This window comes from Pseudomonas sp. BIGb0381, assembly GCF_024809815.1.
GTDB lineage: Bacteria > Pseudomonadota > Gammaproteobacteria > Pseudomonadales > Pseudomonadaceae > Aquipseudomonas.
On the sequence record NZ_JANUEN010000002.1, the window covers coordinates 373398 to 386476 of the forward strand.

Genomic DNA, 13079 nt, shown 5'->3' on the forward strand with positions numbered 1-13079 from the left:
GATCAGACTCCCTCCCCCCGCTCCCTGCCTGCATGCCTACATATATGATTTCTGACACTTGCTTCCCGGCCTGCGGGGAACGTCCGGACTTACGCTCGACACTCACTTGCTGTGTGCCTTAGGTCCAGGGAGGCCCTTTCAGAAGGTATTACCCTTAAATAACTAAAGGTAATAAAGATGACTTCCTCTTTGAGTTTGCTACATCCACAGGGTTTCAAATACTCCACGCCAATATCACCCGATCAGCCGGAGGGCACGCCTTCCACTGGCAACCCCAGCGGCGCCACGCGTGCAATAGTCTCGGATCAATCCCTGTCACATACATCAGAGGCCCGCGCGCAGGGAAACGCGCAGAACTGGAAAAATGTGGCGCAGCACCTCACCACTGCCATGAACACCCTTGCGCAGGATGCGACGCCCCAAACCCTGCTGGCTCATTTGAGCAGTACTCAAACCGCCATTGACCCACGCTCCGCCTACCACCAGGACAGCGCGTCGGGAGGCCAGGCCTCTGTCAGTCTGGAAACCTTTCTCAAGCACCATAATTTGCCTATGCCTGAAACCCGGCTTGATCTGGTTCACTTGGCGGACGCCGCGCACGCTCATGCATTGGAACGACCCTTGGGCAATCTCGGGGGGGCGCTATCCTGGCCCCTGCCCTTGACCTCGCAACAACGACACAAGGTGCGTGTCATTGCCGAAGCCGGGGTGATGCGACATAGCCGCCACTCAGTGCCAGGCCCGGTCCGGTCAGAGCTGACAAAAGGCGCGCTGGGCGCCCTGATAAAAGCCAGCTCGCTGTCGGATGCCGAACTGCAAGACCCTGCCAAGGCCCTGGAAACCCTGCTCAAGTCCACCAAGGCCCAGGCGATGGGGCAAGCATTACAGAGCGGGCTTGAAGGGATTGCCACGCCAACCAGCATCAGCGACTACGTGTTGGCCGCCATTAACATTGGCCTCGATCGTGAATCCGTCGAGTCGCCCGCCAGGAATTCAATCGCCGGCTTCGACTTGGGGCAGGAAAAATACTGGGGCATGCCACCGTCAGCCATCGTTGAGGGGCTCAGTCGCCATCTGGTGGATAAAGGCCGGGCCACGCAAGCCACAGCCAAGCTGGCCACCCACCTGTTGCTGTCACGCATAGCGCCTCAGTTCCTGGTCAAGGACATTCCCGACACGCTGGTCAACGGCAGCCAGGCCTGGGTAAATTTCTGCCTGGCGGTGGCCAAGGTCGAAGCGAGTGCACCGGGTACCACATCACAGTTGGACTACGGCCAGGTGATGAGTGCCGCCCAAGTCTTGAATGATCCGCCGGTCCACGTCATCACAGCCTTGTTGCTGGACTGGGGCATGATCAATGGCCTTGTCGTAAAGAAGGATGATGCTGCCTACACCCCCCAGGAAGTGGAGAGCATCAGGACCGCGTTCAATCAGCAGTTGACTACCAGAATCAAGGCCTCCCAATTACTGTCTGCCGAGATTCCAAGCAGAAAAGCCATCGCCCTGGCAAAGCTCAAGGAGCATTTTGGGGAAGGTATTCCGTTTGAATTGAAGTGCCTCTCGACCGTCTCCCAAGACAAAGCCAAGCAATTGGATGGGAAACACTCAATGCTGGACATGGCCATGATGGGCATCAACGTCAACTGGAAAACAGACGATGCCCGGGTCCCCATCAATGCGATCAACGAGCAGCCCAGGCTCAACGTCAACGGCATATTTCAAGGCCAATACGAGACGGCGACCCAATCGCTGAAAGAAGGCATTCAGACCCAGGTGAAACACCTGATTTCCGAACTCCCGCTGGAAGACCGGCAAAACCTGGAATTCGGTAAAATCGATTTCTATCAATCTAACCAGTACAAAATTGGCAGGGGGCTCATAAATCCCCCCACTTTCCAGTCAAGACTCAATGAGTTGCTGGTAAGAACTGAAAGAGAGGTCGACGGAAAACCCCAGGTCTGTGTTTATGAAATCGATATAAGAAACAAACGAATCGTCAAGCGCACGAGTGAGGCGGCCATCACCCGGGGTGATTGGCGCGACGCGAATATTCTGACCAAAGTCGAAAAATTCACCCCGGAACGCCTTGATCGCCAAGGGCGTGAAGCACACCAACCGAATACCCCTTTACCGGCCCCGTCGAGTTTTACCTCCGCCCGAACCCAGTACCTTGCGGACGCGTTTCTTGAACACCTTGATATCAACGGCAAGGACCAATGGCTGCAAGCCAATGGAACCACGACACTTGATGAGCAGAAAGCAGGCGATGAGCGAGTCAGGCAGTTCTTTCTCAACTTGATTCCGTTCAGGTCGGCCTATGTCAATTTTCGCGACGGTGATTATGAGGCAGGCCTTCTGGACCTTGGCCTGGATACTCTAGCGCTGGCCACGATGGGTTACGGTGTTTCCGCAAAGGCCGCCAAGGTGCTTGTATCCGCAGCGTCCCCTACCATAAAGGCGCTCCAGACGGCACGCATCCTCGGCAGTGGTCTTATCGGCGCGCTCAACCCGCTCAGCGGGGTCAGGGGCATGGCGACGGGAACCGCCAGCCTGGTCACACGTGGAGCAAGATTCCTCAGTGACTCCGGGCAGGTGCTGATTAACAAGGTACGTGGCGCATCGGGAAGCTATGACCTGTTGAAGGCAGCCAACAAGGAATATGGTCCGACGCTGATAGGGACTTATAAAGTCGGAGAGAATAGCGTCGACGGCGTCGCCGTTCTGAAAAACGATCGTTGGTATAGCTTCGACCCTTTTCGAAACCTGCCCTATGGCCCGCCAATCGAGAACTTCTCCCCCCTGCGCGGCAGTCTGTTCGGTAGAGTCCCAGATACGTACCTGGCGAGTGCCGGAGAGAATATCTCTGCCGCGAGGACCTCCAACACACTTCCGAAATTCAACCAGGGTTATCGAAACGGTGCATTGGATGACTTGTCGGATTACTCTGGACAGCGCAGTTTCGAGGCGTTGATGGTATTAGCGGCCAAACCTGGCAGGACACCTGAAGAAATGGGGATTCTGGCCAGGGAGTTGAAGGCCAAAAGAATTGAAGAGGGCAAGTATTTCACTGCGCTGCTTACCCGCGATGTCGGGAATTCTCCCAGCGTTTCCATCAATAGCTTTGCCCAGTCGGACTACCTCGGCCGTGTTGATTTGACCTCCAACGGCGATTGCGCCGGGTTATCGAATGCCATGGCGCTCGCCTTGCATCGAGGAGACGAAAAAATATTCCTCGACAATCTTCGCAAGGCCTCCACCACTGAATCGCCCTCTCCGCTGCACACCCTATTCAATCACGATTTAAAAACACTGCAGTACGCCGTAAACACAAAGGACACCTTCCACGTAAACGCCGCCCCTTCACTGATCAATCATCAGTCCATCATCGACGATCTGAGCAGGTCCACGACGTCAAAATACCTGAGAATCAGCACGGAAGATCACGCCATGCTGGCAGGCATCAGAGTCAAGGATGGCCAAAAAGAGTGGTTTTTCTTCGAGCCCAATGGCGGACTGGTCAGGTTTGATAACGTAGAGTCTATGCGTGAAGGCATCGAGAAAATCCTCAATAGCGGCGGTGTCAGCGCGACCTTAAGGCCTAAGATTTCGCCGGGGGGCAAAAAGGGGTTCCACGTGAGCGCGTTCCATCCCGATGACATCGTCACAGACAAGGTGGACAGTTTTGCGGTTTCAATGATGGTATCCAGACCCCTGCCGTCTTAAGGCATGGCATTGATCCTGGCCCCCGGCAGGGCCAGGAGCTTCTGAACGAAGCCGCTTGCCCGGCAATGTGTTGAACGGCGCACAGGACGGAGCCACTGATGGCCCGCGGCCTCTGGTGAGTAACGCGACTTTTTCTTGCATTCCCGTCACAATGCCCCCGCCAACGGAACTTGCCGAGATTGACGCGACTCATTAGAGAATGGTCTTTCAACCGCTAAAGACCTGCACCTCCATTTTTTCGGGAACCCTCATTATGTCCGCAGTCTCCTCCACCCTCCTTGTCGTCGAAGACGATGCCATCGTGCGTATGCTGATCGTTGATGTGCTCGAAGAGTTGGAGTTCCTGGTGCTTGAAGCTGCCGATGCGCAAGAAGCCTTGAAGATTGTTGAAGACACCGCGCAGATCATCGACCTGATGATGACCGACGTCGGCCTGCCAGACATGGACGGCAAGCAACTGGCGGCCAAGGTGCGTGAATTGCGCCCCACCCTGCCTATCCTGTTTGCCAGCGGCTATGCCGAGAACATCGATGTGCCCGCCGGGATGCAGGTGATCGCCAAGCCGTTCTCCATCGATCAATTGCGCGACAAAGTCAAATCGATGCTGCCTGCCGCCTGACCCCTCTTTTACACAGTGCCGCCCGGCAAGGGCGGCTATTTGTGCGTCTTCATCCACATGTTCAAGCCGCCGTACAGATCGGCATTGATGAGTTCACTTTATTCGCAGGGATTAACGTGACGTCAGGGAAATAAAACAGGAAACTCATCGCCTTTATTCCCCGGCAGTCAAACGAACTTTGGAAGGACGCAACAACATGATTGGAAAACCGACGCGCCTGCTGTTGGCGAGCCTCTCGATACTCATGAGTACCGGCGCCTGGGCCGAATTTACCGCCACCCCCAGCGAAGCCCGGGCCATCGCCAAGGAAGCCTACCTGTATGGCTACCCGGTGGTGGAGATGTACAAGACGCTTTACACCCAGGCCGTTGATAAGGGCGGTACCAACTTCAAGGCGCCGTTCAACCATATCGGCAATACCGCCCAAGTGATCACCCCCAAGGACACCGCGTTCGTGACGCCGAACTCGGACACGCCCTACTCGTTCGTGTGGATGGACCTGCGCAGCGAGCCGCTGGTGCTGACGCTGCCCAAGATCGAAGACGACCGTTATTACTCGGTGCAATTGATCGACCTCTACACGCAGAACATCGCCTATCTGGGCACCCGCAGCACCGGCAACAACGGCGGCCACTACATGATCGCCGGCCCGGACTGGAAAGGTCAGCAGCCGGTGAACGTGGACCGCGTGGTCTACAGCGAAAGCAACATCGCCTACGCCCTCTACCGTACGCAGTTGTTCGACGAGAAGGACCTGAACAAGGTCAAGCAGATCCAGAACGGCTACAAAGTCCAGTCTTTGAGCAATTACGTGAAGCAAGCTGCGCCGGCCAAGGCGCCGAAGGTCCCATGGCCCAAGCCCATGGCGACCATGACCGAAGGCCCGCAACTGTTTCGCTACCTGAACTTCATGCTGGCCTTCGCCGCACCCCAGGACAGCGAGAAAGACCTGCTGGCGCGCTTCGCCAAGATTGGTATCGCCCCGGGCGCACCCTTTAAGGTCAAGGAGTTGACCGCTGAACAGCGCAAGGCCCTGGAAGACGGTATCTCCGATGCACGCGCCGAGTTTGCCGCGTTCAAAAAGGACAAGGTCGACACGCATCAGGTCGCCAGTGGCGATTTGTACGGCAGCCGCGACCACCTGAACAACAACTACCTGTACCGCTACGCCGGTGCGGACATGGGGCTTTTCGGTAACTCCGGCGATGAGGTCGCGTACCTGAGCTATATCCTCGACAGCGAGGGCAAGCCCGCCAACGGCGCACGCCACAGCTACACCGTGCACTTCGCCAAGGACCAGTTGCCACCAGCCGATGCCTTCTGGTCGCTGACCATGTACGACGCCAAGACCAAGCTGCTGGTGCCCAACCACAAGAAGCGCTACCTGATCAATTCGCACATGCTGTCCGGCCTCAAGCGGGACGCCGATGGCGGCCTGACCTTGGCCCTTCAGCACCACGAGCCGCCGAAGGCCGAGCAGAGCAACTGGTTGCCGGCCCCACCCGGTCCGTTCTACGCAATCCTGCGGATTTACCTGCCCAAGCCTGAGGTGGGTAACGGCCAGTGGAAGCTGCCGCCGTTGACGCCGCTTAAGTAACACCACGTGCCCGGTCGCGACCGCGTCAGGCCGGGCCATTCCTGCTGTAAGCGCCAACCCGTACTACCGCTGGTTTATCAACTTGTAAAACGGGTAATGTGCGTGCGATTGTCTACGGAGTTGCACTGCACATGACTTGCTGGAATGTCCTTGGCCTGGCGCCCGATGCCGATAGCCGCACGATCAAGCGCCAATACGCCGCCCTGCTGAAGAAAACCCGACCGGATGATGACCCCGAGGGTTTCCAGCGCCTGCGCGAAGCCTATGAGGCCGCGCTGGCGTGGAGCCAGGGGCAGCAGGAAGCTGACGAAGTGGTCATCGACATCCAGGGCGACAGCCTTGCCGACCATTACCAGGCAGCCATGGCCCATGGCAATGCGCTGCACTTTGAAATCCAGTTGTTGCTGCGCGACATCGAGGGGCATCTCAACCCCGAAGAAACCCGCTGGGCCTTTGAAACCTTCAACTGGCTGACGGCCTGGCAGCGCCTGGAACTGCCCGGCGAGCTGATCGAAAGACTCGAGCGCAAGCACCGCAGCGCGTTGCAGCAACCCTTGCGCCAGGCCCTTGAGCAAAAGGACGAGGCCGCTTTCCTGGCTGCCTATGCCGCACGTTCCGAACATCCCTGGGTGAACAATCACCCGCATGCCGAGTGGTTCAACCAATGGCTGGCCCGCCTGCTTGCACAGAGTCACTACTGGTCGAGCGCAGTGTTCGACGCGGTGTGCGCCGGCCAGCACTGGCATGGCGGCGCCGGTCATGACTGCCCGGCGGGGGATTGGACGCGGCTGTTGCAACGCCAGCAAGGCCCGATTTTCCTCGCCCACCAATACGCGCTGGCCGCCGAACCGCCCAACAGCCCGCAGCAACGCGCCGCGCGGCTGCTGTTGGCGCCCATGAGCCTGGGCCAGCGCCGCGCCTTTGCCCAGCGCTTCAACGACAGCGACTGGGAAGCGTGCCAACGCCTCAGCGCAACCCTCTACGCTGACCATGTCGCGTTGGTCGAAGCCATGCCCGGTGGCAGCGTTTATTTCTGGCAAGGCTGGGACTCGGCCCTGGACACCTGGCCCTGGATCGTTGCGCTGGTGCTCAGTTGCGTGGCGGGGACCCTGGTGAATGCCGAGACCTTGGCCGGTAACCTGCTGCCCACGGTGGGCAAAGGACTGCTGTGGTCACTGGTGGCGGTGGTTGGTGCCGGACTGGCCTGGCATATCTGGCGCCCGCTGGCGCACCAATACCGCGTGCAGGACGAACACCTCAGCCAACGCCTGCCACGGGGCTTAAGCCCAACACATTTGCCGCTGTTGCCGCTGCGCGACCTGCTGCCCGGCATGGTGTTGGTGGCGCTTCTGAGCTACCTGTTCAACCCACTCGCCGGCCTCACGCTGGTGGCCGTGCTGGCTATCATCGGCCTGGTCAAACGCCCTTTTACGAACAGGCATACACCCTGGACCGCCGAACAGCCGCGATGGGCAAAGGTGACCAGGGTATTTTGCGTGGTTGTTGTTATCAGCGTTTTCGCCGGGTTGAAGCTGTATGACAACCAGTACCGGGTCACCCGCAACCAGGGCCTGCAACAGTGGACCGAACGCCTGTGCAGCCGCATGCCGCGTAGCGCAGAACACTGCCAGGCCCCCGCGACCCAGGCACAGTGGTATGGCCAGGAGGCCGGACGATGAATTCCAATTGGTTTATTGCCTTGGGTATTGCACTGGTCATGGGGCTCTTCGGCCTTGCATCTGCGGGCAAGCAAGTGCACCTGGTCGAGTTGTGGTGGAACCAGCGCGACGGCCCCCAAACCGCAACCGCCAGCGCCCTGGCGCCGATCATTGATTGCGTCAACCGAGTCGACCGAGACACTCGGCTTACGTACTACCGGCTCATCACCCCTGAACGCAACGAGCGACAGCCAGACCTGCCGGCCGTCGCCTACCCCAATAATCGCGACGAGTTCGGCGACACCACCGAGCCCCGGGCGCGGCTGATCCAAAAGGACATCTGCGGCCCCAGGATCAGCCTAAAACTTGAACATCAACAGCCCGGCAGCCGCTTGGTCGGGGTGACCGACCGTTTCGTGGCGAGCCTGGATATCTTTACGCCCATCGCCACGGATAACGCACCATCGAATCCGACCACCCAGTCGGCGGCCTATAAACGGCTTTTCAACGAAAACATGGAGGCATTGCTCAGGAAAGAGCTGATCAGCAAGGGCACCGACTACACCTCGATATCCGCCGAGCTGCGCCGTTCCCTGGACCGTGAAGAACAGCGCCTGCGCCCGGCACAGCTGGCCTTGCTGGAGGCGCGTTTCGGTCAGGACCTGCATTGGCATGTGCTCAATTACATGATCGTGGCGCGTCAGGCGGTCAACCAGATCGACCAGGGTGTACGCAACGCCAGCCTGACGCCGCAGGCCCTGGCGGCACTGACCAACAGCGTGCAGCAGGCCGGCGATGGCAGTGAGGCGTTCCTGAACAGCCTTCCGCGTAAAGACCGTAATGGTGACGCCGCTTACCTCTGGTACAGCGTGAAGCCCAATGTCGACGCGTACCTTGAGGCACTGCAAACGCTGCACAAGGATTGGCTGGCGCATGCTGCGCCACAGCAACTGAGTGACGACTACTACGTCGTCACCCGTCGCTACGACGCCCTGCTCAGCTATTACAACCGCCAGGCACGCAATGGGTTTTAGTGTTTTTTCAGCTTCACATACGACTGATGCAGGTCCGACGCCCAGCCATCGATCACGCCTTTCACGTCATCGGCCTTCATCACCTGCGAGTCGTTGGACAGCGGCTTGCCCGTGCCCTTGCGCACCACTTGGGCGAGCACCTTGCCACTGGCACCATCGAGGAACTGCGCCTCGGTGCCGAGGGTAGTTTCCTGGTCGCGGATGCCGGTGCCGGTACTCACCGCCGCCGCCACCAGGGCCACAGGCACGAATTCATAGGGTTTGAGGCCTTCGGTCTTGCTGCTGACGGCAGTGATCGCCGCGCGCACCACCATCACACCGGGGCCAGGGCCGTTGGCCAGGGGCAGTGACTTGCCCAGCTCACGCTTGAGTGCCTGGTTGAAGTAAGTGTTGATGCCATTGAGGGTGCTGTCTGGGATTTTCGCGGTGGCCTGGGGCTTGGGGTAGAACTGCGTCGGTTCGATGTACACCGCGGTGTAGCGGCTCAGGTCCAGTTTGGGGTCGACCCAGCGCATCACCTCGGCCCCCGACGGCGACTTGGCTTCCTTGAGTTGGCTGTAGTCGGAAAGAAAACCCGAGTACTCGTCCGGTTGGGTGACCTTGCTGGCGCAGCCAGCCATAGCAATTGACGCGACGCACAGCGTACTGATCATTAGCCTTAGTTTCATTATTGAACTCCTTGGCGATCATCATTGAGGCATTGAGCTGTAGGTATAGCCAATCCTGGGCAAAAAATGCTTATTTGTACCCAATGTTTGACACACCCGCAGCCCGCATCAACGCTGTACGAAGCGGTCGCCCTCAGCCACGTTCGCGCGGGATCAAGCTCTGCAACTGCGTGGCCAGGAAGTTGGCGTCGAAGCCAAAGGTGTCAGGGTCTTTCAAACCGTTGGTTTTTTTCCACAACCAGTCATTTTTTTCGGCCGGCAGTACCAGCGATACGCTGCCGTGACGGGCGGCGGTCAAGCCCATCACCGACACCGAGATCAAGCCGCCGACGCCCATGACCTCGGGCACGAACTCCACGGTTTTACCGGTAATGTGCACCAGCAGTTTTTCGGTCTTGAAGGTCGACGTCTCCACCGGCATGCTCGGCCCGCTGGCGACATAGGCTTCACGGTGCACCTCCAGCAAGCCGACGGTTTTGACCGGCTCAAGCCATTGCTCGATCTGCCCGAACAACTCGCCGAGCTTTTGTGCCCAGCGGGCCGACTGCACATCGAACTGCTGCTTCTTGTGCGCTTCGCTATCGGCGTAATGACGAAGCATCTCGCCCAGTTGCTGTACATCGTCCATTGCGGATTTCCTTGGGTGTGCCAGGTTGCGATGCCCGATCATGGCAGATGCGGCCACTCACCGTACGATTAACGCTGACAGGCCAGTGGGCGTGCTTGTCGACTGATCCGCTGTAATGAGCTTTTTCTGAGCCTGTTTTGTTTTTCCCGCGTTTCCTACAGTGCCCGCCACTTGGAACCGTGGGAGGACTGAGCATGAGCACCGCAACAATCGAGCAGGCCTATAACTATAAAGTCGTCCGCCAATTCGTGATCGCCACCCTTGTGTGGGGCGTGGTGGGCATGGCCATGGGCGTGTGGATCGCCTCGCAACTGGTCTGGCCCGAGATGAACCTGGACCTGCCCTGGACCACGTTTGGCCGACTGCGGCCGTTGCACACCAGCCTGGTGATCTTCGGCTTCGCCGGCAGCGCGCAATTTGCCGCCAGCTATTACGCGGTTCAGCGTACCTGCCAGGTACGGCTGTATTCCGACCGCCTCGCCGCGTTTACCTTCTGGGGCTGGCAGTCGGTGATCGTAATCATGCTGGTCAGCCTGCCCCTGGGCTACACCACCACCAAGGAATACGCCGAGATCGAGTTCTCCGGCGCGGTGTGGATGACCGTGGTATGGGTGGCCTACGCCATTGTGTTTTTCACCACGGTAGTGCGGCGCAAGACCCAACATATCTACGTGGGCAATTGGTTCTTCGGCGCCTTCATCGTGGTGATCGCCATGTTGCACGTGGTCAATCACCTGGCCATCCCGGTGGATTGGTTCAAGTCCTACCCGGTGTATTCCGGCGCGACCGATGCCATGGTGCAGTGGTGGTACGGGCATAACGCCGTCGGCTTTTTCCTGACCACCGGCTTCCTGGGGATGATGTATTACTTCGTGCCCAAACAGGTCGGGCGGCCGGTGTACTCCTATCGCCTGTCCATCGTGCACTTCTGGGCATTGATCACGTTGTACATCTGGGCCGGCCCGCACCACTTGCACTACACCGCCCTGCCCGACTGGGCGCAGTCGCTGGGCATGGCGATGTCGCTGATCCTGCTGGCCCCGAGCTGGGGCGGGATGATCAACGGCATGATGACCTTGTCCGGCGCCTGGCATAAATTGCGCACCGACCCGATCCTGCGCTTCCTGGTGCTGTCCCTGGCGTTCTATGGCATGTCGACCTTCGAAGGCCCGATGATGGCGATCAAGACCGTCAACGCCCTCTCCCACTACACCGACTGGACCATCGGCCACGTACACGCCGGCGCCCTGGGCTGGGTGGCGATGATCACCTTTGGCTCGCTGTACCACATGATCCCCAAGGTCTTCGGCCGCGAGCAAATGCACAGCGTGGCGCTGATCAACCTGCACTTCTGGCTGGCGACCATCGGCACCGTGCTGTACATCGCCTCAATGTGGGTCAACGGCATTACCCAGGGCCTGATGTGGCGCGCGGTAAACGACGACGGCACCCTCACCTACTCGTTTGTCGAAGCCTTGCAGGCCAGCCATCCGGGGTTTGTGGTGCGATTTGCGGGCGGAGTATTTTTCCTCTCGGGCATGTTGCTGATGGCCTACAACACTTGGCGCACCGTGCGGGTCGCAGACTTGAACGTGGCCCAACTCGATGCGCGGATCGCCTGATATGTGGAGTTTCCTGATTGTGGTGTGCCTGTACGGTGCGGTGGAGTATTGCCTGCGTGGGCAATCGGAGACGAGCCTGGACGAAGCCCGCATGTTGCCGTTCGCTGACGACCCGGAGGTGGCGCGGCGCGTTGAACAAGCCACAGGTAAACCCATCCAGGCAATTGCAGCGGAGCAACCCCGGCCGGGCTGGGTGAACCTCGACATGTGAAACTGCTCCGGTCATTTGGCCGGCAACTGCGTATGACTATTCAGCGGCCGATGGGTAAGGTGAAGCGACTTTCCCTGTCAGGAGCATCGCATGCGCACCATCGGCCTTATCGGCGGCATGAGCTGGGAGTCCAGCGCCGAGTACTACCGCATCATTAACCAGCGCGTGCGTGATCAGCTCGGCCCGCTGCGCTCGGCACAGGTGTTGATGTACAGCGTGGACTTCGGCCCGGTGGAACAGGCTCAGCACGCCGGGCGTTGGGACGACACCGCACTGATCCTGGAAGACGCCGCGCGCCGTTTGCAGGCGGGCGGCGCCGAGTGTGTGGTGCTGTGTACCAACACCATGCATTTGGTGGCGCCGCGTATCGAGGCGGCGGTGTCGATTCCCTTCCTGCATATCGCCGATGCGGCCGCTGCGGCGGCGGTGGCAGCCGGTACCCTGACGGTCGGCTTGCTCGGCACCGCGTTCACCATGGAGCAGGATTTTCTCACGTCACGCCTGGCCGCCCAGGGGCTCACCGTGCTGGTGCCGGACGCGGAGGAGCGCCGCGCCGTGCACCGGATCATCTATGAGGAGTTGTGCGTCGGCGTGATCAGCGATGCGTCCCGCCAGGTCTACCTGCGGGTCATCGACTCCCTGGCTGCACGGGGTGCCCAGGCGGTCATCCTCGGTTGCACGGAAATCAGCCTGTTGGTCAAGCCCGAACACAGCGACCTGCCGCTGCTGGACACCACCGAGCTGCATGCGCAGGCTGCGGTGGCGTTTGCGCTGGAGGGTTAAGCCGACTTGCGCAGGCGCGCCATGCTCAGGGTGTCGACGAACACCCCATCGCGCAGGGCGTAGTCACGCAAGCGCCCTTCGACCTCGAAGCCGAACTTGCGGTACAGGTGGTGCGCGGCGTCGTTGTCGGCGTACACCGTGAGTTCCACCCGGTGCAGGTTCATCCAGTTGTCGGCCACGTCCAGCGCGGCCGTCAACAACCGCGAGCCTACGCCCTTGCCCTGCCAGGCCGTGGCCACGCCCATGCCGAACGAACCCACATGCGCCTGGCGCACGCGCAGGTACTGTTCCAGGCCCAGTTGGCCGATCACCTCACCGCCGTGCACCGCCACCAGTTGCAGGCGCCGTTCGTTGTCCATCACCAGGCGCTTGCGCCACGCCTCGACCGATTGGAACGGCATCTGCAGCACCTGCCGGCACACGGCCGGTTCGTTATAGAGCGCCGCGACACCTTCAAGGTGGGCCTCGGTAAAGCGCTGGATCACGATGTGGGGTTCAGGTGTGTGCATTGTGTTTCATCCTTTGAAAAACAAGTG

The 13079-nt window shown here is 59.6% G+C and carries 11 protein-coding genes; 8 read left to right on the top strand and 3 right to left on the bottom strand.

Annotated features, from left to right (window positions below; all coding sequences use genetic code 11):
• The first annotated feature begins 177 nt into the window (after positions 1–177).
• The 5 genes from M2397_RS08000 (at position 178) to M2397_RS08020 (ending at position 8631) form a co-directional block, all read left to right on the top strand.
• Positions 178–3723 (top strand): hypothetical protein, encoded by a 3546-nt coding sequence (locus M2397_RS08000; RefSeq protein WP_259242601.1) that lies wholly within the window; start codon positions 178–180, stop codon positions 3721–3723.
• Between the two features lie 253 nt (positions 3724–3976).
• A complete protein-coding gene (locus M2397_RS08005) occupies positions 3977–4342 on the top strand; it encodes a response regulator (protein WP_131696248.1) in 366 nt (121 codons plus the stop codon).
• Positions 4343–4538: 196 nt separating this feature from the next.
• Complete coding sequence (locus M2397_RS08010) at positions 4539–5939, top strand: DUF1254 domain-containing protein (RefSeq protein WP_131696247.1); 1401 nt, start codon at positions 4539–4541, stop codon at positions 5937–5939.
• 131 nt (positions 5940–6070) lie between these two features.
• Positions 6071–7618 (top strand): J domain-containing protein, encoded by a 1548-nt coding sequence (locus M2397_RS08015; RefSeq protein WP_259242602.1) that lies wholly within the window; start codon positions 6071–6073, stop codon positions 7616–7618.
• The gene (locus tag M2397_RS08020; RefSeq protein ID WP_131696245.1) at positions 7615–8631 is read left to right on the top strand and encodes a DUF3829 domain-containing protein; all 1017 of its coding nucleotides are present in this window, start codon (positions 7615–7617) and stop codon (positions 8629–8631) included. Before M2397_RS08015 ends, M2397_RS08020 begins: the two co-directional genes overlap by 4 nt.
• Here the strand turns inward: M2397_RS08020 and M2397_RS08025 are convergent.
• Positions 8628–9299 carry a DUF3313 domain-containing protein gene (locus M2397_RS08025; RefSeq protein ID WP_184742306.1) on the bottom strand — a complete coding sequence of 224 codons (672 nt, stop codon included), beginning with the start codon at positions 9297–9299 and terminating at the stop codon, positions 8628–8630. The genes M2397_RS08020 and M2397_RS08025 overlap by 4 nt on opposite strands.
• 133 nt (positions 9300–9432) lie before the next feature.
• The gene (locus M2397_RS08030) at positions 9433–9927 is read right to left on the bottom strand and encodes a hypothetical protein (RefSeq protein WP_145337810.1); all 495 of its coding nucleotides are present in this window, start codon (positions 9925–9927) and stop codon (positions 9433–9435) included.
• A gap of 194 nt (positions 9928–10121) precedes the next feature.
• Between M2397_RS08030 and ccoN the strand changes: the two genes are divergently transcribed.
• The 3 genes from ccoN (at position 10122) to M2397_RS08045 (ending at position 12543) form a co-directional block, all read left to right on the top strand.
• A complete protein-coding gene (gene ccoN / locus M2397_RS08035; RefSeq protein WP_184742308.1) occupies positions 10122–11549 on the top strand; it encodes a cytochrome-c oxidase, cbb3-type subunit I in 1428 nt (475 codons plus the stop codon).
• 1 nt (position 11550) lies between these two features.
• Positions 11551–11760, top strand: coding sequence for a cbb3-type cytochrome c oxidase subunit 3 (locus tag M2397_RS08040; RefSeq protein ID WP_259242604.1), 210 nt, complete (start codon positions 11551–11553; stop codon positions 11758–11760).
• A gap of 90 nt (positions 11761–11850) precedes the next feature.
• Positions 11851–12543 carry an aspartate/glutamate racemase family protein gene (locus M2397_RS08045; protein WP_131696240.1) on the top strand — a complete coding sequence of 231 codons (693 nt, stop codon included), beginning with the start codon at positions 11851–11853 and terminating at the stop codon, positions 12541–12543.
• Here the strand turns inward: M2397_RS08045 and M2397_RS08050 are convergent.
• Positions 12540–13052 (bottom strand): GNAT family N-acetyltransferase, encoded by a 513-nt coding sequence (locus M2397_RS08050; RefSeq protein ID WP_145337806.1) that lies wholly within the window; start codon positions 13050–13052, stop codon positions 12540–12542. The two genes, M2397_RS08045 and M2397_RS08050, sit on opposite strands and share 4 nt — an antisense overlap.
• Positions 13053–13079 lie beyond the last annotated feature (27 nt).

Excerpts from the sequence above, each read along its gene's own strand:
- M2397_RS08030 (WP_145337810.1), bottom strand. The coding sequence starts at position 9,927 with ATGGACGATGTACAGCAACTGGGCGAGATGCTTCGTCATTACGCCGAT.
- ccoN (WP_184742308.1), top strand. The coding sequence starts at position 10,122 with ATGAGCACCGCAACAATCGAGCAGGCCTATAACTATAAAGTCGTCCGC.
- M2397_RS08050 (WP_145337806.1), bottom strand. The coding sequence starts at position 13,052 with ATGCACACACCTGAACCCCACATCGTGATCCAGCGCTTTACCGAGGCC.
- M2397_RS08020 (WP_131696245.1), top strand. The coding sequence starts at position 7,615 with ATGAATTCCAATTGGTTTATTGCCTTGGGTATTGCACTGGTCATGGGG.
- M2397_RS08000 (WP_259242601.1), top strand. The coding sequence starts at position 178 with ATGACTTCCTCTTTGAGTTTGCTACATCCACAGGGTTTCAAATACTCC.
- M2397_RS08010 (WP_131696247.1), top strand. The coding sequence starts at position 4,539 with ATGATTGGAAAACCGACGCGCCTGCTGTTGGCGAGCCTCTCGATACTC.
- M2397_RS08025 (WP_184742306.1), bottom strand. The coding sequence starts at position 9,299 with ATGAAACTAAGGCTAATGATCAGTACGCTGTGCGTCGCGTCAATTGCT.
- M2397_RS08005 (WP_131696248.1), top strand. The coding sequence starts at position 3,977 with ATGTCCGCAGTCTCCTCCACCCTCCTTGTCGTCGAAGACGATGCCATC.
- M2397_RS08040 (WP_259242604.1), top strand. The coding sequence starts at position 11,551 with ATGTGGAGTTTCCTGATTGTGGTGTGCCTGTACGGTGCGGTGGAGTAT.
- M2397_RS08045 (WP_131696240.1), top strand. The coding sequence starts at position 11,851 with ATGCGCACCATCGGCCTTATCGGCGGCATGAGCTGGGAGTCCAGCGCC.
- M2397_RS08015 (WP_259242602.1), top strand. The coding sequence starts at position 6,071 with ATGACTTGCTGGAATGTCCTTGGCCTGGCGCCCGATGCCGATAGCCGC.